The organism is Oryzomonas japonica (assembly GCF_008802365.1).
Classification (GTDB): domain Bacteria; phylum Desulfobacterota; class Desulfuromonadia; order Geobacterales; family Pseudopelobacteraceae; genus Oryzomonas; species Oryzomonas japonica.
In genome coordinates, this window is record NZ_VZQZ01000006.1 from 166,246 (window position 1) to 187,154 (window position 20,909).

Consider the following 20,909-nt stretch of genomic DNA (forward strand, 5'->3'; position numbering starts at 1 on the left):
TTATGGGATAAATGGGACATATAAGTCCCATAAGACCTATAAGTCACATAAAAACAACGGACTCTACCCGATCTCCTTGAGTGCCGCCAGGGTCAGTTCCATCTCCTCGCGGGTCCCGATGGAGATGCGCAGGCCGTGGGCCAAGAGCGGGTCGGACAGGAGGCGCACCAGAATCTTGCGGCCGTACAGGGCCTCGTAGACCCGCTTGCCGTTCCGGTCGGGCGGGGAGACGAAGACGAAATTGGTCTGGGACGGGATCACCTGATAGCCGATGACGATCAACTCCTGAGTGAACCACTCCCTGGTCTCGCGGATGCGGGTGCAGCTGTTGCGGAAATAGGGCTGGTCTTGCAGCGCGGCCACGCAGGCCGCCTGGGCCAGACGGTCCAGGTTGTAGTGGTCGCGGATCTTGTCCAGGGCGGCGATGATCTCCGGCCGGGCGATGGCTAGGCCGAGGCGCATGCCGGCCAGGGCGTAGCTCTTGGAAAAGGTGCGGGTCACCACCACGTTGTCGTATTTTTTCACCAGTTCCATCACATTGGCGTCGGCAAAGTCGGCATAGGCCTCGTCGATCACCAGCAGGCCGCTGCACCGTTGGGCCAGATTCTCGACGTACTCCTGGGGGAACGCGAAGCCGAGCGGCGCATTGGGGGAGGTGAGGAAAAACAGTTTGCCCTCGTAGCGCTCCGGGAAGTCGGCGATGCGGAAGTCGTCCGTCAGGCCGAAACAGCGGACCCTGGCCCCCTGAACCTCCGCCAGGGTGGCGTAGTAGGAGTAGGAGGGGTGGACGAGGGCGATCTCCTCGCCTTCGCCGGCGCAGGCCCGGATCAGGTTGTTGAGCACCTCGTCGGAACCGTTGGCCATGATGATCCATGATGGATCGAAGCCGTACAGTTCGCCGGCCGCCTCGCGCAGTTTCGAACTGGAGGCGCTGGGGTAGGTGCGCAACAGGGCGCCGTCCACGCCTACTTCCTCGTAGATGGCCTCCACGACTCTGGGTGACGGCGGATAGGGATTTTCGTTGGTGTTCAGCTTGATCCACGAGGCCACGTCGTCCGGCTGGAAGCCGGGGACATACCCCTTCATGTCGCGTATGTTGGGTCGTAGTCGGTTCATAATGTATGAGAAATATCACGCTTGGGCGTTGTGTTCAAGTCTGAAACGCGGGGGAGGGCGAAGACCGTTACGGTGTCCATATCAACCGCGCAGAGTTCCTGAAGGAATAGCCTGCCAGCCCGACCCTCCCGGGAATCTCACGACATCACTTGTCCCCCAGCTTCCGTTCGAGCCGTTCGATGACCTCCGCTACCGTGCCTTCCCGGTCGTCCCCGTGCACGGTAAAGTAGAAATACTGGCCGGTATGATTGGACCAGTCCAGGTCTTCCACCGGCAGCGGCTCCAGCAGGGATGCGATCTTTTCATAGGATATGAACGGGTCGCCGTCGGGCCACTTCCGGTCGAGCCGCGCCTGTTGGGCATCCGTCAAGGGTATCCGGTACGTAATGGAATAGATCTCCGCCTTCATGATCTCGCCGTCCCTCCTGTAAACTCTTGCTTTTACCCGAGCTGTCTCTCCGCGATGCTCGCAACTCCCTTATCGCTTTAGCTCTTCCTGGATTGCCGCGGCCCGCTCCCGGACGAGTTGCAAAAAAGCGTCGCGGGGTGGAGAATCCGCCTGCGCGCGCCAGCACATGACGAGCGGTATGGGATCGAGAGCGGGCGAAATCGGCACATACGCCACCTGCCTGCGACGCAGATTCCTGACTCCTTCGGGCACGACGCTGACCCCCAGTTCGGCGGCCACCATTGTCAGGACCGTTGCCATCAGGTCGGGGCTGTGAACGACTGACGGTGAAAAACCTGCCGTCCGACAGGCGGAAATGATGTGGTCGTACATGCCGACCGCCACCATTCGATCCAGAAGCACGAACGCTTCCTGGGCAAGCTCGGCAAGCTCTACCCGCTGGCGGGATGCCAGCGGATGGGTCTCTGCCATCACCGCAAGCAGGTTCTCCCGAAACAGCACCTGCGCTGCCAGGTCGGGATGACCCGGCGGCAGCGGGCGGGTGAACCCGATATCGATCTCCTCCCGGGCAAAGGCGGCCAACTGCCTGTCCGGCGTCAACTCATGCATCCGTATCGTGACGTTTGGATACATGGCCCGATAGCTGCGGATCATTTCCGGGAGAACGTGCATTATCGGCGCTGCAAAGAAACCGATGGACAGTTCGCCCTCCTCGCCCCGTGACGTACGCATCGCCTTGTCCTTTGCCGATTCCGTAGCCGCCAGAATTGACCGGGCGTCCTCCAGAAAGACCTTCCCGGCCGCAGTCAGTTGAACCGTCCGCGTATTGCGGAACAACAACTGCGTGCCGATATCCCGCTCCAGGTCGGCTATCTGTGTGCTCAGGGCCGGCTGGGCCACCAGAAGTTTATCGGCCGCCTTCGAGAAGTTCAGCTCCGATGCCACAGCCACGAAATAGCGCAGGTGTCGTAGTTCCATTGCTTATATATAACAAAAACGTATAAGTGTTACAATAATTATATATTTCACAAATATATAAAGCTTCTTTAGGATGTGAAGTAGAGACGGCGAGCACCTACGTACTCGGACGTTCGAACGAACGGCCTCACAAACAAAGGAGATTATCGTATGACTTCCCTTCAAACAGCGCAAACCATAGATGGCGCCACGGCGCCCAACACTCCACGGGACCAGGCCGGCACGCTGTCCGCCGCCCTGGTGCTCTTCCTGGCGGCAGGGGCCGGCCTGTCCGTCGCCTCGCTGTATTACAGCCAACCGATGCTTGGCGTGCTGGGGGCGGACATCGGCGCTTCGGACCGCGCAGTGGGCTGGGTGCCGACCTTGACCCAGTTGGGCTATGCCCTGGGCATCCTGCTCTTGGCCCCCCTGGGTGACCGCTACGACCGGCGGCGTATTATTCTTGCCAAGGCAGCGGTGCTGGTTCTGGCGCTCTTCGTTGCCGCCGTTGCGCCGTCCATCGGGCCCCTGCTGGCGGCCAGCCTCGGGATCGGCCTCTCGGCCACGCTGGCTCAGGATATCGTGCCCTCAGCCGCCCACTTGGCGCCGGAAGCGCAACGGGGCAAGGTGGTGGGCACGGTGATGACCGGGCTGCTGCTGGGGATCGTCCTGTCCCGCGTGGTGAGCGGCTACGTGGCGGAACACTTCGGCTGGCGCGCTGTTTTTTACGGTGCGGCCGCCAGTATCGTCCTGGTCGGATTCGAGGCCTGGCGCAGCCTCCCCAGCTTCCGGCCGACCATTCGGGATTCCTACGGCGAGTTGCTGAACTCGCTGGTCCACCTGTGGCGGCGTCACGGTGCCTTACGCCGGGCGGCCCTGGCCCAAGGGCTGTTGTCGGTCGGTTTCAGCGCCTTCTGGTCCACCCTGGCCGTGATGCTGCATGCCGCGCCGTTCCATCTGGGCAGTGCCGCAGCGGGCGCCTTTGGCCTGGCCGGGGCGGCGGGCGCCATGGCCGCCCCCTTCGCAGGCCACCTTGCCGACCGGCGCGGGCCGGAACAGGTCACGCGCCTGGGAGCAAGCCTCGTTGCCCTGTCGTTCGCGGCCATGTTCCTGTCACCGCTGCTTTCGCCCCATGCCCAATTGTGGCTCTTCGCCGCCAGTGCCGTCGGTTTCGACCTGGGGGTGCAGGCCACACTGATCGCCCACCAGACCATTGTTTACGGTATCGATCCCGGCGCACGCAGCCGGCTCAACGCGATTATGTTCGTGGGCATGTTCATCGGCATGGCCGCCGGTTCGGCACTGGGCAGCATGGTGCAGGCGCAATGGGGATGGATGGCGGTTACGGCCCTGGCTACGGCGACGTCAACCGGAGCGTTGGCGGTGCGGTTGTGGCCCGCGGCTCCCAGCCGCTAGGAGGTTTGCCCTACACCAGAACAGGGGGCGCGTCCGCATTCCGCATCATCGGGGAATGCGGACGCGACCCCTCGGTACTCATTCTACCTTGAACGCACGCGCTTCTTCCTCCCAATGGATGCAGGAAACCGGACAAATATCCATGGCCTCCTGCTGGATCGTGCTTTCAGTCTCTCCCCCCGGATCGAACACTTCCGCTTTTCCATGCTCCGTCAGNACCCCTCGGTACTCATTCTACCTTGAACGCACGCGCTTCTTCCTCCCAATGGATGCAGGAAACCGGACAAATATCCATGGCCTCCTGCTGGATCGTGCTTTCAGTCTCTCCCCCCGGATCGAACACTTCCGCTTTTCCATGCTCCGTCAGGCGAAAAACCTGGGGAAGGTTTGTTACGCAGAGTTCGCAGCCGATACAGGCCTCCTGATCAACATACGCTATTCTCATTTTATGCCGCCTTTCCCGTGTCCCGTGACTAAGCGTATGGGCGTTCTTTGCTCTCTGCGCCCGGCCAGCGTCATTTCACACATAAAGAATAGCAGAAGTTTCGGGGGCCGCTTGCAAATTGTCCGGGGAGGGGAGAGGGGGAGCCAAGCGAGCACTCCATACATCGGGAAAGGCAGCGCCGCCCTCCGCGCCTTTCGAGTTCCGAGGGTTACTGCCGATCGGTCAGGATATGGTATAATGACTCATGTCATCCCGTGTAAAAGGAGCGAGCCATGTCATTGACGAAAAACTGGTACACCATCGACGAAGCGGCAGCCAAGTTCGGAGTCTCCAACCAGCAGTTGCAAAATTGGATCGAAAATGGCGTGCTGCGCACCGAAGGGGGCAAGGGCAAGGTGATCCTGCTGAATGGCGACGACATCGAGCAGGAATTGAACATGACCCCTTCGGTGTGATGTCATGAGGCTGTTCATAACGAAGATCTGGAACTGGTGGGATGTGTGGCTGCTGAAGTGGTGCGCGTTCCTGTTCGGTATTGCGGCGGGGGCGTATTTCCATGCGGCTGTCCTGCCGTATGTGTGGGTGGTTCTTGTGGTTGCGGTCCTGCTGGCGATCAGGCCGGCCATTGCTTACTGGAAAAAGTAGCTATTCTGCTGTTAGGCGGGTTTGGCGTGATTCGAGAGAAAGGCAGGGACCCGGCCGGCACGCCTCAAAAAATGCCGATAGCTTGAAGAGTGTCGACCTGGTCCCCATGGTTTTTCTCATATCAACGACGGCCGCCGTCATCGCCGCCGCGCTGCTCATCATGGAATAAGCCGCCGCCCCTGCCGCCGCTTATGCTCCCGTTGCCACGTCCGCCACCGCCGCCGCCTTCATACGGCCACCCGAGACAACCGGACAGCATCGAGATTGTTGCCAGCATAAGTGCCGTTTTTACGCAGATATGTGTTTTCATCGGTCAATCCTCATTTCCCTGGTGTGGATGTTTTGCGTTCACTCATTCGGGTGATTATAACGAGTAATTGAAAAGGGAAATGAGGAAACAAGGGGAAAATAAGAAAATGGGGCGTTCTTTATATAAATGGGGGCCTAACCCCGCTCCGGGGTGAGCCGAATCCCCGGTTCACCCGCCAGCCCCAACCATGCCTGGGCGGCGTGTGACAGATAACCCCCGCGCCGCCAGATCAGGGCCATATGCCAAAAGATTGCCGGTTGATCAACCGGGATGCATCTTGTCAGGTGATGGTGACGCTGTTCCGCGATCATGCGGGGCAGCAGGGCGACGCCGAGCTTCGAGGCCACCAATTCGATGATGAAGTCGATCTGGCTGGAGTTTGCCGCGACCTTGGGCGTGAATCCCGCTTCCCGGCAGGCCTCCATGATCATCGGGTTGAGGGCGAAGCCCGGCCCGTACAGGATAAACGGCTCGTCCTTCAGCGCCGCGAAGGTGAGCCGGTCCGCTGCCGCCAGGGGGTGGTCCGCCGCCAGAAGCACATCGATGGGCTCGCGCCATACCTCCTGCCACTCGAACTCCGCTCCCACCGGCAGCAAGGTTGCCGCCAGGTCCAGTTCCCCCGCCAGCACCAGTTCTTCCAGACGCTTGCTGCCGTGCTCCACCAGCCGTAGGTCCACGCCGGGGTAGCGGCTGCGAAAGGCGGCGAACCAGTGAGCAAAGAGGGTATTGCTGCCGATGAGCGGCACCCCGAGGCGCAGCGTGCCTCCCTTGAGTCCCCGCAACTCCTCCAGTTCCGCTTTCAGATCGTCTCCCTGGGCCAGGATCGTGAGCGCCCGCCGGTAGACCACCTCTCCCGCCGCCGTCATCTTGCACCCCTGGCCGATCCGGTCCACCAGTTGGAGGCTCAGCTCCTCCTCAAGCTGCTTTACGGCCTTGCTCACGGCCGACTGGGTCACGTACAGCGTCTTTGCTGCTCGTGAAAAGCCCCCGTGGCGCACCACCTCGACAAAGGCCCGCAATGTTCTCATTTCCATGTTTAGTCCTATTGGGAATAATCTGTATGAATTTAATTCGTTTTACGAATATCATGGGCGGGGATATTATACAAACAGTAAATATGAGGAGAGGAAAGGGTATGACCATCTATCAACACATGAGCCTCTGGCTGCGGCGCTTCCGTCAGAGCAGTCCGTTTCAGGCTCTGGTTATCTTGCTGTTCTGGGCACTGGGGGAAGCCATCGTACGGGTCACCGGCCTTGCGATCCCCGGCTCTATTGTCGGGTTGTTGATCATGCTGGCCCTGCTGGTCGGCAAACGGCTGCGGGTTCGGACGGTGCGCCGGGGGGCCGAGTGGTATCTTGCCGAGATGTTGCTGTTCTTTGTCCCGGCGGTATTGGCTGTTTTGGACCACCCGGAATTTCTCGGGCTGCTGGGGTTGAAGATCCTCGCGGTGATCGTGCTGGGGACGCTTACCGTCATGACGGTTACGGCGGGGGCCATCGATATCTGTTATCGGTTGGGAAAAGAGGATGTGGATGTTGCAAAGTAATATGCCATTGTTTCAGGCCGCGTTCTGGTCCGTGCTGACCATTGGGCTGTATGCCCTGGGCAAAGCCCTGTACCGGCGCAAGTCGTGCATGTTGTCGTCGCCGCTGTTCATTACGCCGGTGCTGCTCATCGTGGCGGCGCTCCTGTTCCACGTCAGCTATGCCCAGTATATCCGGGGCACCCACTGGCTGGTCGCGTTGCTCGGGCCGGCGACCGTCGCCTTTGCCGTGCCCATTTACGAGCAGCGCGCTTTGATCTGCCGGCACTGGGGATTGCTGGTGGTGGGCGTCGTAGCGGGGAGCGCAACGGCGGTGGTTTCCTCGTGGGAACTCTCCAACCTGCTTGGCCTGAATGACAGCTTGCGCTTGAGCCTGCTGCCCCGTTCCATGAGCACGCCGTTCGCCATGGCCGTTTCCGGCGACATCGGCGGCGCGCCGGGGCTCACCGCGGTGTTCGTGGTGCTCACGGGGGTGTTGGGGGCGGCGCTGGGTGAGGGATTGATCAACTATCTGCCGCTGCGCTCGGTCTTTTCGCGAGGAGCCCTCCTGGGGATGGGGGCTCACGGAGCCGGGACGGCAAAGGCGCATCAGATCGATCAGGAGGTCGGCGCCATCGCCGGTCTGGTCATGGTGCTCGTCGGTCTGTTCAACGTGCTGGCGACTCCCGTGCTGGTCTATTGCCTGGGCATGACCGGCAAGTAGCTGGGCCATGGCAGGGCGATGCATCTCCGCTAGCACACAAAAAAGAGGCACCCGGATCGTCTCCGGGTGCCTCTGATGGTATCTTTTGATGCGGCCGCAAACTCCCGGCCGCCGTTCTCGCATCTTCGCCTATGCCAATCTGAACTGGTTGACCAGGGAGCGGAGATCATCCGACAGCTTGGCGAGTTGCCCGGCCGCATCGGCGGATTCCTGGGAACTCTGGGCCGTCTGCTGGACCACTTCGGAGATCTGGTGGATATTGTTGGTGATCTCGCTGGTGGTCGCCGACTGCTCTTCGGCCGCCGTGGCGATCTGACTTACCTGCATGGTGACGGAGTTGATCTGTTCCAGGATTTCCTGAATGGCCTCGCCTGATTTCGACGCCTCTTCCGTCCCCTGTTGCACCTCCTTGACCCCCTCCTCCATGGTTGAAACCGCCTCTTTGGTTTCCGTCTGGATCGCCTTGATCATGGTGTCGATCTCCTTGGTCGCCTTGGTGGTCCGTTCGGCAAGGGCCCTGACCTCATCGGCGACAACGGCAAAACCGCGTCCCTGCTCCCCGGCCCGGGCCGCCTCAATGGCGGCGTTCAAGGCCAACAGGTTCGTCTGGTCGGCGATGTCCTCGATGGTGCCGATGATGGCGCCGATCTGATCCGACCGGGCTCCGAGCCCACTGACACTCTGGGCTGTGGAGTTGACCCGTCCGGCGATGCGGGTCATGACGCTGACCGTCTGGGCGACCACTGCGGCACCGGTCTGGGCGGCGCCGGTCGCCTGCTGGGCACCTTGGGCCGCGGCATGGCAGTTCTGGGCGATATCGCCGGATGTGGCCGACAACTCCTCGCTGGCGGTCGCCACGGTATGGGCCTGACCGGAAACCTCTTCCGCCCCGGTGGCGATCTGTTCCGATGCGGACTGGAGCTGGTTCGACGCGGTCGCCACCTGAGCCGAGGTGTCGCTGACCCTCTGGAGGGTGTCGTGCAGACTCTCGGTCATCTTGGCAAAGGAGGCGGCCAGCGTGCCGATTTCATCCCGGGAGTCGTGCGTAATCTTCACTGTCAGGTCGCCGGCGGCGATCTTTTCCGCCTGCTTCGCCAGAGCCTGGACCGGCCCTGTTATGGAACGGGTAATCAAAGAACCGAAAACGACAGCAATCAGCACCATGACCACCGCGCAGACGATGGACAGAATCAGCGAAGAATTCGTGATGGCTATGGCGGCTTCGGTGTTCTTATTGCCATGGCTGATCTTGGTTGCGGTCAACGCCTTGAGTTGCTCCGTGCAGTCCTTGACTATCTGGGCGGAGCTGGGCTCCCTGAGAAGGCCGTCGGCCTCGGCACTCTTGCCCGCAGCCATCAGGGCGCCAACCTTGCCGTAAATAGTCTCTACCCTGGTAATGAGATCTTTCATTGCTTCAGCCGGGGCTTTGGACTTCTCGGAACTGGCGCCGATGGCGGTCAATGCTTCGTTAGCTGCCTTGAAACTTTCCTTCCCGGCAGCGTTGGCCTTTGCCAAAGCCTCCGGCGTCTGCGCCAGGGAGGTATCGCGGATAGCCACCCGCATCTTCTGGAAGGCCTCGGTAAGCTCCACAATATCTTTCATCGGCTTAATATCTTGCGTGGACAGTTCCTGCTGCATCCTCTTGATTTCCGCCAGGCGGAGCGAGCTTATGCCATTAACAATTGCGGCGATAACAGCCAAAAACATAAAACCGGTTAATAGTTTTGTTCCTATCCTTAGATCAGACCACGATTTCATCAGAATTTTACCCTTTCGTTTTCAGATATTGATCAGAATGAACAGCTAAATAAATTCGCGGACCAATTCTACCAATATGTGAGTATTATTATTTAAAATTATTAACCTATAACTCGTATGTATAATAGTCAAGCGCATTTTTTTGTATACGGATATTGGATATATCGGTTGCACTGATAATAGAAATAATCACCGTGAAACTGGTCGGTTGTGCGACAGAACGATACGTGAAAAGCGTCCAACTGTTTCTCATGGTACTCTCCGCTCTTTTAAAACAGCCAGCCTGCCTTTGCCTCGGATCAATAACCCAAACATCCTGCTATGCTCGGTAAACACACATTAAACGGGCACATCACGCTGTTGAAGAACGCCGTTTCAAGGCTGTCCCCACGAAGCCATCGTCAGCACACAAAAAAGCACCCGGATCGCCTCCGGGTGCTTTTACATCGTTTCGATAGTGCCTCTCGTCTATTCCAGCCGTTTACCCACCGACTTGGCGTGGGCCTCCAGCCCTTCCAGCCCGGCGATGCGCATGATGTCGCTCCCCAACCGTTTCAAACCGCCTTCAGAGAAATAGACGATGGAGGATTTCTTCACAAAGTCGTCCACGGACAGGGGGGAGAAGAAGCGGGCCGTGCCGCCGGTGGGCAGGGTATGGTTCGGCCCGGCCAGGTAGTCGCCTGCCGCCTCGGGGGTCCAGTGCCCCATGAAGATGGCCCCGGCGTTGGTGATGCGGGACAGGATGGCGAAGGGATCGGCGACGGCCAGTTCCAGATGCTCCGGCGCGATACGGTTGGAGAAAGCGATGACCTCGTCCAGGTCTGCGGCCACGATGACGGCGCCGTACTTGTCCCACGAGGCGCGGGCGATGGCCTCCCGGGAGAGTTGGGCCAACTGGCGTTCCACTTCGGCCGCCACCCGCTCGCCAAAGGCGCGGTCGGTGGTGATGAGGATGGAGGAGGCCAATTCGTCGTGTTCGGCCTGGGAGAGGAGATCTGCCGCGATGTGGACGGGGTTGCCGCTGCCGTCGTTGATGACCAGGATCTCGCTCGGCCCGGCGATCATGTCGATCCCCACCTGGCCGAAGACCAGCTTCTTGGCCGTGGCCACATAGATGTTGCCTGGCCCGGTGACCTTGTCCACCTTGGGGATGGTTTCGGTGCCGTAGGCCAGGGCCGCCACCGCCTGGGCCCCGCCCATGCGGAAGATACGGTCCACCCCGGCCAGTTTGGCCGCTACCAGCACGTGGGGGTTGATCTGTCCCCCCGGCGTGGGGGCCACCATGATGATCTCGCCGACGCCCGCCACACGGGCCGGCACGGCGTTCATGATCACGCTGCTGGGATAGCTGGCCTTGCCGCCCGGGACGTAGATGCCGACCCGCGCCAGGGGGGTGACCTTCTGCCCCAGCATGATGTCCGGCTCCTCGGTGGAAATCCAGGTCTGCTGTTTCTGTTTTTCGTGAAACCGGGCCACCCGCTCCACGGCCAGCTTGAGCGCCGCCGCGTCCGCCTCTGCAACCTGGGCGAAGGCCGCCTCGATCTCGGCGGGGGTGACCTCCAGCTCGGCCACGGAGGCCGCCTCCAGACGGTCGAAGCGCCGAGTCAACTCCAGCACGGCTGCGTCGCCCCGCTTGCGCACGTCGGCGATGATGCCGAGCACGGTCTGTTCCACCTCCCGGCCGGTCTCTTCGCCTCGGGCGAGGATGGTGCCGAACTTCGCAGTAAAATCGTTGTCGCGTATATCGAGAAATAGCATGGAGACCCTCTTTACAGCGTTTATCCTAGAAAAAACATTTGCCACAGAGCCACAGAGACACTGAGATAAATATTTCAAAGGGTTATTATTTCGGTGGTTAATTGTCCGAATCGTAGGGGCGAACTGCTGTTCGCCCAATCAGGGCGCATGCAATGCGCCCCTACAGTGACTTTCTCTGTGTCTCTGCGTCTCTGTGGCAGAAGTGCCGTTTTAAGGTTTATGCGGACTGAAGCTCTCGTTCCAATCCCTGGATGATTTCGGTGATCCGCTGGTACTTGGTCTTGAGGCTGGCGCGGTTGACGATCAGCCGGGTGGTGATCTCGGCGATGCTCTCCACCTCCACCAGGCCGTTCTGGCGCAGGGTCTCGCCGGTGGACACCAGGTCCACGATCCGCTCGGAGAGCCCCACCAGCGGGGCCAGCTCGATGGAGCCGTACAGCTTGATGATCTCCACCTGAATCCCCTTGGAGGCGAAATAGGTCTCGGCCACATGGGGGTACTTGGTGGCGATGCGGATATGGGACCAGCCGGAGGGGTCGTCGTTCTTGGCCAGGTTGACCGGTTCGGCCACCATCATGCGGCAGTAGCCGAACTTCAGGTCCAGCGGTTCGTACAGGTCCTTGCCCTGTTCCATGAGCGTGTCCTTGCCCACGATGCCCAGGTCGGCGCTGCCGTACTCCACGTAGGTGGGGACGTCGGTGGCGCGCACGATCATATAGCGCATGCGCTGTTCGGCATTCTCAAAGATCAGTTTGCGGGAGTCGGAGAGCAGTTCCCGGCAGTCGATGCCGATCCTGCCGAACAGCTCCACCGATTCTTCCAGGATGCGGCCCTTGGGAATTGCGATTGTAATCCAGTCGTTCATAGGGAACCTTTTCGTTTTAGCTCCTCCCCCCAGCGGGGGGGGGTACCTATTTATCGTCACTCTTTGATTCTTTTGATGTCCGCTCCCAGCCCAGCCAACTTCTTCTCGATGGATTCATACCCCCGGTCCAGGTGGTAGATGCGGGAGATCTCGGTGACGTTGTCCGCGGCCAGGCCGGCCAGGATCAGGGACGCCGACGCCCGCAGGTCGGTGGCCATGACCGGCGCGCCGGAGAGTTTCTTGACCCCCTTGACCGTGGCGCTGTTCCCCTCGATGGTGATGTCCGCCCCGAAGCGCTGGAGCTCGGAGACGTGCATGAAACGGTTTTCGAAGATGTTCTCGCTGATGACGCTCGCCCCGTCGGCCACGCACATGAGGGCCATGAACTGGGCCTGCATATCCGTGGGAAAGCCGGGGTAGGGGCGGGTCTTGATGTTGATGCTGCGGATCTTCTTAGGTGCCTTGACCCGTACCACGTTGTCGTGGCTCGTGATCTCCACCCCGGCATCCTGGAGTTTGAAAACCAGCGCGTCCAGATGCTCCAGCTTCATGCCGTGGATCTTCACGTCGCCCCCGGTGATCGCCGCGGCGATCATGAAGGTGCCGGCCTCGATGCGGTCCGGCATGACGGAGTAGGAAACGGGGGAGAGTTCGGTGACCCCCTGGATGTGGATGGTGTCGGTTCCGGCCCCCTCGATCTTGGCTCCCATGAGGTTGAGCATCTGGGCCAGATCGACGATCTCCGGCTCACGGGCGGCGTTCTCCAGGACCGTCTCCCCCTTGGCCAGGGCAGCGGCCATCAGCAGGTGCTCGGTACCCCCCACGGTGGAGATGTCGAAGTTGACTCGAGCCCCCTTCAACTGACGGGCCTTGGCCTCCACATAGCCGTGTTCCAGATTTATCTCGGCCCCCAGGGCCTGGAGCCCCTTGAGGTGCAGGTTGATGGGGCGGGCGCCGATGGCGCAGCCGCCGGGCAGGGAGACCCGCGCCTTGCCGAAGCGGGCCAGGAGCGGCCCCAGAACCAGCACCGAGGCGCGCATGGTTTTTACCAGTTCGTAGGTCGCCTCGTGGTTGCGGATACCCGCGGAGTCGATCCTGACGATGTTGCCGTTGCCTTCGATGGTGGCGCCCAGGGATTCCAGCACCTTGATGGTGGTGTTGATGTCCCGCAGGAAGGGTACGTTGCTGATCTGGTTCATCCCGGAGTTCAGGATGGTGGCCACGAAGATCGGCAGGGAGGCGTTTTTGGAACCGCTGACCCGCACCTCGCCCGCTAGTTTTTTCCCACCCTTGATGACAAGCTTATCCACCCTTTTTCTCCCTTTTATTGACAGTTATTCGGTCCATATTACTCGATGGGGTACACCTTGTCCAAGAAAAAGTTGGCCTAATGCCGGGCGATGAGGCACCGGCATAGAGGGCGGACGACACGTTCCGGCAAATGAGTGGTTTTTTATTTTTGGGTTCGGCTGAATAACTATGCTATGATTTCGAACCTGTGCCCGAATATAATGCCCCGTAATGATGCGCTCGGCGTGAAAACACCATTGATTCCGGAAATGTTGCGATGCGGACCCTTTCCCTCAAAACGAAAGTAAGCCTTGTGTACCCCATCATCTCCATCTGTGTGCTGGCTGGGATTCTTTTGCTCTCCCAAAGGATCCTCGAGTCGCGCGTCAAGGAGGGGGTCTCCGAACAGCAGTACCAGATCGTCTCGGTTCTGGCGGATGAGATCGACCGGCAGGTGGCCTCCACCAGCGAGTCGCTGGTCGCCATCGCCCGCATGGCCCCGCCCGAAACGATCTCCACCCCCCAAAAAGCGCTGGAATTCCTGAGAGGGCAAAGCGAACACCTTGCCACCTTCGATAACGGCTTCTTCATTTTCGACCGGCACGGCCGCCTGATGGCGGAGTTGCCCCGGGGGCTGGAACGTTCGGGGAAAGACTTTTCCTACCGCGACTACCTGAAAAAGACCTTTGCCACACGGAAACCGATTATTTCCGACCCCTATGTGTCGTCTCAGGAACACCATCATTCGGCCCTGATGTTCACCGCACCGGTGTTCGACGAGGGGGGCGTCCTGGTCGCGGTAGTGGGAGGGGGGATCGACCTGACCCGCTCCCCGTTCCTGGGCAAGCTTTCCGATGTCAAGATCGGCAAGAACGGCTACCTGTATGTCGTCAATACCGACCGGGTCACCCTGTTTCATTCCGATCCCCAGGTGGGTGTGAAGGGGACGCCCCTTCCGGGTGCCAACCCGCTGCTGGACCGCGCCATTGCAGGCTTTGACGGCACCGACGAAACGATAACCTCCCGCGGGGTTCGCACGCTGGCGTCGTTCAAGCACCTCAAGAGCAAGAACTGGATTATCGCGGCAAACTATCCCATCGCCCAGGCCTATGAGCCGATCCAAAAGGCGAATGCCCTCTTTCTGGGGATCGTTGTCCCGATCGCCCTGCTCGCTGCCCTGCTGCTGCGGCGCGTCCTCTCCCGGCTGACCTCGCCGATTCTGGCCCTCACCAGGCATGTGGAAACTCTCTCGACGAAAACAGGCGCCGACCGCCTTTTCCCCTCTGTGGGGGACGATGAACCGGCCATACTGGCCCAGGCCTTTAACCGTCTGCTCAAGGAGGCGGACCAGCAGCAGGAGGAGCTTGCCAAGCGGGAGGTGCTGTATCGCACGGTAGTGGATTTTTCCTCGGAGATGGTCTTCTGGGTTGCCCCGGACCGCGGGACCATGCACTACGTCTCTCCCAGTTGTAGCGACGTCACCGGATACAGCCCCGAGGAGTTTTATGCCGCTCCCGGCCTGTTGAGTTCCATTATCCACCCGGATGACCGGGAACATTGGGATGAACAGTACCGGGGAGGTGCAACCGCCGATTTTGTCGAGCCGGTGGAGTTCCGGATCGTCACCAAGAACGGCGAGATACGATGGACGAACTATCTCAGTCGGCCGGTCTTTGGTCAGAACAGCGCCTATGTCGGTCTGCGCGGCAGTTTCTCCGATATCACGCTCCTGAAACGCGCCAAGCTTTCCACCATTGCCAGCGAGGCAAAATTCCGGCTCTTCTTCGAGCAGTCCAGCGATGCAATCTTTATTATCCACAAGGACGGCAGAATCTTCGAGGTGAACAACGAGGCGTGTAACCGTTACGGTTTCCACCGCGAGGAGTTCATCGGCATGCAGATTGGGGATCTGGATACCCCCGAGTACTTCCCCCACAACCCCGAACGGTTTGCCCTCGTCATGGAGTTGGGGCAGATCACTTTTGAAACCTGCCACCGTTGCAGGAGCAGCGTCACCCTGCCGGTGGAGGTGAAGGCCCGCCTGATCGATTTCAACGGTGACAAGGCGATCATGGCCGTGGCCAGGGATATCAGCGACCGCAAGCGCGCCGAGGAGCTTTTGCGGCGCCAGAACGAATACCTGACCGCCTTTCACGAGACCTCTCTGGGGCTTGTCAGGCGCCTGGACGTGCCCAGCCTCCTGCAGGCGATCCTCGTTCGCGCCGGCAAGCTGGTGGGGACCGAACATTGTTATGTCTACCTGTTGAACGAACAGGGGAGTGCAATGGACATGGTCTACCAGAGCGGGGTCTTTGAAGACTTTGTGCATCGCCCCATTGGGCCCCACGACGGGATTGCGGGGTGGGTCTGGAGAACGGGGGAACCGTTTCACGTCGACAATTACAGCCAATGGGAACACCGGCTTCCCGACGCCGACCGCATGGTGCTGCGGGCGATGGTCGGCGTTCCGCTGAAGTCGAATAACAGGGTGATCGGCGTGCTCGGTTTGGCGTTCCTCAAGGATGGGCAGTTGTTCGACGCAGAGCATATGGCTATTCTGACGCAATTTGCCGAACTGGCCTCCGTGGCCCTGGATAATGCCCAACTCTACGATGCCGTTCAACGGGAATTATCGGAGCGCCAGAAGGCCGAGGCAAGCCTGAGGAAACTCACGGTCGGCGTGGAGCAAAATCCGGCCTCCATCATTATTACGGATACGGGTGGCACCATCGAATACGTCAACCCCCGTTTCAGCGAGGTTACCGGATATTCCTCCGCCGAGGCGGTCGGCCAGAACACCCGCATGTTCAAATCCGGCACCACCAGCCCGGCGGAATACCGCCTGCTCTGGGAGACGATCCTGGGCGGGCGCGAATGGCGCGGGGAATTTCATAACCGCAAGAAGAGTGGCGAGTTGTACTGGGAACAGGCCCTGATAGCGCCGATCAGGGATGAAAACGGCCTGATCACCCACTTTATCGCCATCAACGAGGATATTACCGACCGCAAGCAGCTGGAGAGCGAGCTGCACCACTCCCAGAAGATGGAGGCCATCGGGCAACTGGCCGGCGGTATCGCCCATGACTTCAACAATATCCTGACCGCGGTCATCGGGTATGCCAGCATCATGCAGATCAAGCTGCCGGAGGAGAGCCCCTTCCGTAATGGGGTGGAGCAGATCCTGGCCACTGCCGAGCGGGGTTCCAGCCTGACCAAGGGACTGTTGGCCTTCAGCCGCAAGCAGCATACGATTACCCGCCACATCAATCTCAACGAAATAGTCGAGCGGGTGCAGAAACTGCTTCACCGGTTGATCAGCGAGGATATCCACCTCACCACCCGCCTGGCCGTCGAAGAACTGCCGGTCATGGTGGACAGCGTCCAGATCGAACAGGTGGTGATGAGTCTGGCCGCCAACGCGCGGGATGCGATGCCGGGTGGGGGCGAGATCGCCATCGAAAGCGCATTGGTGGACCTGGACAGTTCGTTTGCCGTCATGAACGGTCTCGGTCAACCCGGCCGCTTTGCGGTGCTGGCGGTCTCCGACACCGGCCAGGGCATGGATGAGGAGACGATCAGCCATATCTTCGAGCCGTTCTTTACCACCAAGGGGACCGGCAAGGGAACCGGGCTCGGCCTCTCCATCGCCTACGGCATCGTCAAAAAACACAACGGGTGTATTGTATGCACCAGCGAGAAGGGGAGGGGAACCACTTTCCGCATCTATCTCCCCTGCTCGGACGCGGAGCCCAAGGGCGATGAGCAGGAATCGCCCCGGGTGCCGCCGCAGGCTGGAAAACAGGTGATCCTTCTGGCCGACGACAACGAGTCCACACGCCGTTTTTCCCGGGAGGTGCTGGAGGAGTTCGGCTATGCGGTTATTGAGGCCGAGGACGGCCAACAGGCCTTGGACAGGTTCCGCGAAAACCGCGAACAGGTCGGCCTGCTCATCCTGGATGTCATCATGCCGGAAATGAAGGGGCGGGAGGTTTACGAGGTCATCCGTGCCGGCAATCCGGGGGTAAAGGTGCTCTTCACCAGCGGGTATACGGAAGAGATCGTTCGTTCGCAGGAGGTCTTGGATGAAAGCTTGCCTTTCATCGCCAAACCATATATGCCCAAGGAGTTGCTTATGAAAATTCGCGAGGTGCTGGGCCATGGGGAGTGAAACAACCGGGAACATCTTTGTGGTTGACGACGACCGTTTCGTGCTGGAGAGCGTCTCGACGCTTCTCGACGAATACGGTTTCACGGTTCAGGCCTTTGCCAATGGCCACGAAGCGGTCAAGCAGTTCGTGACCAGGCCGGTGGACCTGGTCCTGACCGATATCAACATGCCCCATATGGATGGCATCGAACTTCTGGAGAAGATTCGCTTCCTGGACCGGGAGACGCCGGTAGTGCTCATGACCGCCTACGCGGACCTGGATACGGCCGTCAAAGCCATCCAGAAAGGGGCCTTCGACTTCATCATCAAACCGTACAGTCCCCCCTATCTCATCCATACGGTGGAAAAGGGGGTCCACTACAAACACCTGACCCAGATTGAAAAGAACTACAAGCGGGAACTGGAGATCACGGTAGAGAAGCGGACTTCGGAACTGGCCGAGGCCCTGCGCAGGTTGACGAAGATGAGCCGCGAGATCATCGAACGGCTCACCTCGGCGGCCGAGTTGCGGGACGAAGACACCGGGCTGCACATTCTGCGCATCGGCTTGTATGCCAAAAAACTGGCGACAGCCCTGGGCATGACGGATGATTTCATTGAGCAGATCCACATTGCCAGCGCCATGCACGACGTCGGCAAGATCGGCATCCCCGACTCGATCCTGCTCAAGCCGGGGGCGCTGACGTCCGCCGAATTTGAGACCATCAAGCAGCATACGGTCATCGGCGAGAAGATTCTCCAGGGGTCGGCCCACAGCATGCTCCAGATGGGGGCGACCATCGCGGCCAGTCACCATGAACGCTGGGATGGGGGCGGCTATCCCTACGGTCTGCGGGGGGAAACCATCCCCATTGCCGGCCGGATCACCATGCTGGCCGACCAGTATGACGCCTTGCGGAGTGAGCGGGTCTATAAGGGGGCCTTTGACCATGCCACGGCCTGCGACATCATCCTGAACGGCGACGGCAGAACCATGCCGGAGCATTTCGATCCGCGTGTGTTGGCCACGTTCGATGAGATCAAGGATGAGTTTGCGGAGATCTTCGACGCCAGCCAGTCCCAGGAGCCGGCATCATGCGGGGGGCATGCGCGTCAGCAGCCACTGCCCCTCGGCGGCTAGCGGTCGAGATCGGCCAGGACGAAATCCACCGAGCCCAGGATTGCCAGAAAATCGGCCACCAGCCAGCCGCGGCTCATGACCGGTAGTGCCTGGATGTGCGGGAAGCTGGGGGTGCGGATGCGCATCCGGTAGGGGATGTTCAGGCCGTCCGAGACGGCAAAGTAACCGTTCTCCCCCTTTGGAGCCTCGATGGCGGCGTAGGTCTCCCCCGTGGGCGGCGTCATGCCCCGGGTGCTGTTGACGAAGTGGTGGATCAGGGACTCGATGTCCTTCAGGGTGTCCCGCTTCTGGGGCAGCACGTAGCGGTAGTCGTTTGTGATCCAGCGGCCGTCGGGCATCCCGTCCATGGCCTGTTCCACCAGACGCAAAGATTGGCGAATTTCCTCCATGCGCACCAGATAGCGCGCCCAGCAGTCTCCCCCCTCGGCCACGGCCACATCGAACGCGAATCGCTCGTACCCGCCGTAGGGTATCTTTTTCCGCAAATCCCATTCCATGCCGCAGGCGCGCAGGTTGGGGCCCGAGAGCCCCCATTCCCGGGCGTCTTCCGCCGAGATGACGCCGACCCCTTTGAGGCGCGCCCGGAAGATCGGGTTGCCGCCCACGAGTTGTTCGTACTCCTTGAGCCGGGGCGGCAGCCATGCCAGAAACCGTTTTACCGGCGCCTCCCACCCTTCGGGCAGATCCTCGGCCACGCCGCCGATGCGGAACCAGGCCGGGTGCATGCGCCCCCCGGTGATCATTTCCACAATGTCGAAGATCAACTCCCGGTCGGTAAAAGTGTAGAAGACCGGCGTCATGGCCCCCACGTCGGCGGCAAAGGTCCCGAGCCAGACCAGATGGCTGGCGATGCGGAACAGTTCGGCCAGCATGACGCGGATGTACTGGGCCCGCTCGGGTACCTGGATACCGCAGAGCCGTTCGACCGACGAGACATAGGCCAGGTTGTTCTGTACCCCGGCCAGGTAGTCGATGCGGTCGGTGTAGGGGATGAACTGGTTCCAGTGCTGGCGCTCGGCGATCTTCTCGGCCCCCCGGTGGTGATAACCGATGTCGAAGTCGATGTCGCGGATTTCCTCCCCGTCCAGCTTGAGGATGCAGCGGATGATGCCGTGGGTGCCGGGATGCTGCGGCCCCAGGTTGAGCACCATCTCCCCCTCGTTGATCCGTTCGAAAAAGTCCGAGGCGGGCAGCGGCGCGTGGCGGCGGGCGTCATCCACGGTGTAGGGCGCCATCTCCGTGGCGCGGAAGGGGTGCTCCTTGCGCAGAGGGTGCCCCTCCCAGTCATGAGGCATCAGGATGCGCCGCAGGTTGGGGTGGCCGCCAAAGCGGATACCGAACATGTCGAACACCTCCCGCTCGTACCAGTCGGCGACCGGGAAGACCGGGGTAACGCTGGGCGTTTCCGGGAATTCCCCCGCCAGTTCGCATTTGACGCGCACATAGCCGGGCTGGTCGAAGGAGAGCAGGTGGTAGTTGAGGGTGAAGTCCCGGTACCGGGACCGGTCCCGCCGGAGGGAGTCGTCCACAGCGGCGATGTCCTCCAGGCGTTTGAAGGCTGCGCCGGGGCGCTCTTTCAGGTGGCGCAGCAGGTCGGGAACCAGTTCTGCCGGCGCCCGCAGGGTGAGCATGTCGGTTGCGGTGGCGTCGATGGTCACCCGATCGCCGAACAGGGGGCCGATCTCTTCGGGAAGCCCGAAATCCGGGTAGGGGTGGTGCGGCGCGGGGGGGCGCCACTGTTCGTCCGAGCGGGGCTGAAACATGGCGGGATGCCCCACGGCGGCTCCCCGGATCGGGATAGCCGCCATGCCCGGTCCGCGGGTATCCCGGGATTTGGTCTCCCCGTCCACGAGGAGCGGGACGGTTGTCCCCTGACAGCCGCCGGCCAGGTGCAGCACCGGCCGGGCCGGGCGTTCCCCGGTTTTGATCTTTTCCTGGAGCAGCATCAACCCTTGGAGGAATGCCTCGGGCCGGGGCGGACAGCCGGGCACGTACACATCCACCGGCAGGATCTGGTTCACCCCCTGCACCACGCTGTACACGTCGTACATGCCGCCGGAGTTGGAACAACTCCCCATGGAGATCACCCAGCGCGGCTCGGCCATCTGTTCGTAGAGGTGCAGGATCGAGGGGGCCATCTTCTTGAAAACCGTTCCGGCGATCACCATCACGTCCGCCTCGCGGGGGGTCCCCCGCAGCACCTCGGCTCCGAAGCGGGAAATGTCGTGGCGCGAGGTGAAGGAGGTCATCATCTCCACAAAACAGCAGGAGAGGCCGAAGAACATGGGCCAGAGTGAATTGGCCCGCCCCCAGTTGATCAGGTCGTCGAGGCGAGTCAGGATGATGTTATCGGGGGTTGGGATGATGTTGTCCGGTTTATCGTACAAGGCAGGCACCTCTGAA

At 60.7% G+C, this 20,909-nt stretch carries 19 protein-coding genes; 7 read left to right on the forward strand and 12 right to left on the reverse strand.

Going from position 1 to position 20,909, the window contains the following annotated elements:
- Positions 1–63 precede the first annotated feature (63 nt).
- The 3 genes from hisC to F6V25_RS11085 all read right to left on the reverse strand — a co-directional run bounded on the left by hisC (position 64) and on the right by F6V25_RS11085 (position 2,503).
- Positions 64–1,116, reverse strand: coding sequence for a histidinol-phosphate transaminase (gene hisC, locus F6V25_RS11075; RefSeq protein WP_151128634.1), 1,053 nt, complete (start codon positions 1,114–1,116; stop codon positions 64–66).
- Positions 1,117–1,261: 145 nt separating this feature from the next.
- Positions 1,262–1,525: a hypothetical protein gene (locus F6V25_RS11080; RefSeq protein WP_151128635.1), complete on the reverse strand. Its 264-nt coding sequence runs from the start codon at positions 1,523–1,525 to the stop codon at positions 1,262–1,264.
- A gap of 69 nt (positions 1,526–1,594) precedes the next feature.
- Complete coding sequence (locus tag F6V25_RS11085) at positions 1,595–2,503, reverse strand: LysR substrate-binding domain-containing protein (protein ID WP_151128636.1); 909 nt, start codon at positions 2,501–2,503, stop codon at positions 1,595–1,597.
- Positions 2,504–2,653: 150 nt separating this feature from the next.
- On the opposite strand from F6V25_RS11085, the gene F6V25_RS11090 reads away from it, so the two are divergent.
- Positions 2,654–3,898 (forward strand): MFS transporter, encoded by a 1,245-nt coding sequence (locus F6V25_RS11090; protein WP_151128637.1) that lies wholly within the window; start codon positions 2,654–2,656, stop codon positions 3,896–3,898.
- A 78-nt stretch (positions 3,899–3,976) separates the two neighbouring features.
- On the opposite strand, the gene F6V25_RS17500 is transcribed toward F6V25_RS11090, so the two are convergent.
- Positions 3,977–4,090, reverse strand: coding sequence for a 4Fe-4S domain-containing protein (locus F6V25_RS17500; RefSeq protein ID WP_420849977.1), 114 nt, complete (start codon positions 4,088–4,090; stop codon positions 3,977–3,979).
- A gap of 37 nt (positions 4,091–4,127) precedes the next feature.
- A complete protein-coding gene (locus tag F6V25_RS11095; protein ID WP_151128638.1) occupies positions 4,128–4,343 on the reverse strand; it encodes a ferredoxin in 216 nt (71 codons plus the stop codon).
- 272 nt (positions 4,344–4,615) lie between these two features.
- Between F6V25_RS11095 and F6V25_RS11100 the strand changes: the two genes are divergently transcribed.
- Together F6V25_RS11100 and F6V25_RS11105 are read left to right on the forward strand one after the other, a co-directional pair.
- Entirely contained in the window at positions 4,616–4,798 is a 183-nt protein-coding gene (locus F6V25_RS11100) for a helix-turn-helix domain-containing protein (RefSeq protein ID WP_151128639.1), read from the forward strand.
- A 4-nt stretch (positions 4,799–4,802) separates the two neighbouring features.
- A complete protein-coding gene (locus F6V25_RS11105) occupies positions 4,803–4,988 on the forward strand; it encodes a hypothetical protein (protein WP_151128640.1) in 186 nt (61 codons plus the stop codon).
- Between the two features lie 121 nt (positions 4,989–5,109).
- Here F6V25_RS11105 and F6V25_RS11110 read toward each other — a convergent pair whose 3' ends face one another.
- Both F6V25_RS11110 and F6V25_RS11115 read right to left on the reverse strand, forming a co-directional pair.
- Positions 5,110–5,298 (reverse strand): hypothetical protein, encoded by a 189-nt coding sequence (locus tag F6V25_RS11110; RefSeq protein WP_151128641.1) that lies wholly within the window; start codon positions 5,296–5,298, stop codon positions 5,110–5,112.
- A gap of 134 nt (positions 5,299–5,432) precedes the next feature.
- Positions 5,433–6,332 carry a LysR family transcriptional regulator gene (locus F6V25_RS11115; protein WP_151128642.1) on the reverse strand — a complete coding sequence of 300 codons (900 nt, stop codon included), beginning with the start codon at positions 6,330–6,332 and terminating at the stop codon, positions 5,433–5,435.
- Positions 6,333–6,433: 101 nt separating this feature from the next.
- Between F6V25_RS11115 and F6V25_RS11120 the strand changes: the two genes are divergently transcribed.
- Positions 6,434–6,847 (forward strand): CidA/LrgA family protein, encoded by a 414-nt coding sequence (locus tag F6V25_RS11120; RefSeq protein WP_218043548.1) that lies wholly within the window; start codon positions 6,434–6,436, stop codon positions 6,845–6,847.
- A gap of 1 nt (position 6,848) precedes the next feature.
- Positions 6,849–7,547, forward strand: a complete 699-nt coding sequence (locus F6V25_RS11125; RefSeq protein WP_218043549.1) for an LrgB family protein — start codon at positions 6,849–6,851, stop codon at positions 7,545–7,547.
- Positions 7,548–7,676: 129 nt separating this feature from the next.
- Here F6V25_RS11125 and F6V25_RS11130 read toward each other — a convergent pair whose 3' ends face one another.
- The 4 genes from F6V25_RS11130 to murA form a co-directional block, all read right to left on the reverse strand.
- Positions 7,677–9,305 (reverse strand): methyl-accepting chemotaxis protein, encoded by a 1,629-nt coding sequence (locus F6V25_RS11130; protein ID WP_151128644.1) that lies wholly within the window; start codon positions 9,303–9,305, stop codon positions 7,677–7,679.
- A 468-nt stretch (positions 9,306–9,773) separates the two neighbouring features.
- Positions 9,774–11,063, reverse strand: a complete 1,290-nt coding sequence (gene hisD, locus F6V25_RS11135; RefSeq protein WP_151128645.1) for a histidinol dehydrogenase — start codon at positions 11,061–11,063, stop codon at positions 9,774–9,776.
- A 217-nt stretch (positions 11,064–11,280) separates the two neighbouring features.
- Positions 11,281–11,928, reverse strand: a complete 648-nt coding sequence (gene hisG, locus F6V25_RS11140) for an ATP phosphoribosyltransferase (protein ID WP_151128646.1) — start codon at positions 11,926–11,928, stop codon at positions 11,281–11,283.
- Between the two features lie 56 nt (positions 11,929–11,984).
- Complete coding sequence (gene murA, locus F6V25_RS11145) at positions 11,985–13,238, reverse strand: UDP-N-acetylglucosamine 1-carboxyvinyltransferase (protein WP_151128647.1); 1,254 nt, start codon at positions 13,236–13,238, stop codon at positions 11,985–11,987.
- Positions 13,239–13,495: 257 nt separating this feature from the next.
- Between murA and F6V25_RS11150 the strand changes: the two genes are divergently transcribed.
- Complete coding sequence (locus F6V25_RS11150; RefSeq protein WP_151128648.1) at positions 13,496–17,386, forward strand: PAS domain S-box protein; 3,891 nt, start codon at positions 13,496–13,498, stop codon at positions 17,384–17,386.
- A complete protein-coding gene (locus F6V25_RS11155; RefSeq protein ID WP_151128649.1) occupies positions 17,376–18,506 on the forward strand; it encodes a response regulator in 1,131 nt (376 codons plus the stop codon). The genes F6V25_RS11150 and F6V25_RS11155 overlap by 11 nt, the downstream gene beginning before the upstream one ends.
- On the opposite strand, the gene F6V25_RS11160 is transcribed toward F6V25_RS11155, so the two are convergent.
- Complete coding sequence (locus F6V25_RS11160) at positions 18,503–20,872, reverse strand: NADH-quinone oxidoreductase subunit B/C/D (RefSeq protein ID WP_151128669.1); 2,370 nt, start codon at positions 20,870–20,872, stop codon at positions 18,503–18,505. The genes F6V25_RS11155 and F6V25_RS11160 overlap by 4 nt on opposite strands.
- Between the last annotated feature and the right edge of the window lie 37 nt (positions 20,873–20,909).

Excerpts from the sequence above, each read along its gene's own strand:
- F6V25_RS11095 (WP_151128638.1), bottom strand. The coding sequence starts at position 4,343 with ATGAGAATAGCGTATGTTGATCAGGAGGCCTGTATCGGCTGCGAACTC.
- F6V25_RS11115 (WP_151128642.1), bottom strand. The coding sequence starts at position 6,332 with ATGGAAATGAGAACATTGCGGGCCTTTGTCGAGGTGGTGCGCCACGGG.
- F6V25_RS11100 (WP_151128639.1), top strand. The coding sequence starts at position 4,616 with ATGTCATTGACGAAAAACTGGTACACCATCGACGAAGCGGCAGCCAAG.
- F6V25_RS11150 (WP_151128648.1), top strand. The coding sequence starts at position 13,496 with ATGCGGACCCTTTCCCTCAAAACGAAAGTAAGCCTTGTGTACCCCATC.
- F6V25_RS11090 (WP_151128637.1), top strand. The coding sequence starts at position 2,654 with ATGACTTCCCTTCAAACAGCGCAAACCATAGATGGCGCCACGGCGCCC.
- F6V25_RS11120 (WP_218043548.1), top strand. The coding sequence starts at position 6,434 with ATGACCATCTATCAACACATGAGCCTCTGGCTGCGGCGCTTCCGTCAG.
- F6V25_RS11080 (WP_151128635.1), bottom strand. The coding sequence starts at position 1,525 with ATGAAGGCGGAGATCTATTCCATTACGTACCGGATACCCTTGACGGAT.
- hisC (WP_151128634.1), bottom strand. The coding sequence starts at position 1,116 with ATGAACCGACTACGACCCAACATACGCGACATGAAGGGGTATGTCCCC.
- F6V25_RS11125 (WP_218043549.1), top strand. The coding sequence starts at position 6,849 with ATGCCATTGTTTCAGGCCGCGTTCTGGTCCGTGCTGACCATTGGGCTG.
- F6V25_RS11085 (WP_151128636.1), bottom strand. The coding sequence starts at position 2,503 with ATGGAACTACGACACCTGCGCTATTTCGTGGCTGTGGCATCGGAGCTG.
- hisD (WP_151128645.1), bottom strand. The coding sequence starts at position 11,063 with ATGCTATTTCTCGATATACGCGACAACGATTTTACTGCGAAGTTCGGC.
- F6V25_RS11155 (WP_151128649.1), top strand. The coding sequence starts at position 17,376 with ATGGGGAGTGAAACAACCGGGAACATCTTTGTGGTTGACGACGACCGT.
- F6V25_RS11110 (WP_151128641.1), bottom strand. The coding sequence starts at position 5,298 with ATGAAAACACATATCTGCGTAAAAACGGCACTTATGCTGGCAACAATC.
- F6V25_RS11130 (WP_151128644.1), bottom strand. The coding sequence starts at position 9,305 with ATGAAATCGTGGTCTGATCTAAGGATAGGAACAAAACTATTAACCGGT.
- hisG (WP_151128646.1), bottom strand. The coding sequence starts at position 11,928 with ATGAACGACTGGATTACAATCGCAATTCCCAAGGGCCGCATCCTGGAA.
- F6V25_RS11105 (WP_151128640.1), top strand. The coding sequence starts at position 4,803 with ATGAGGCTGTTCATAACGAAGATCTGGAACTGGTGGGATGTGTGGCTG.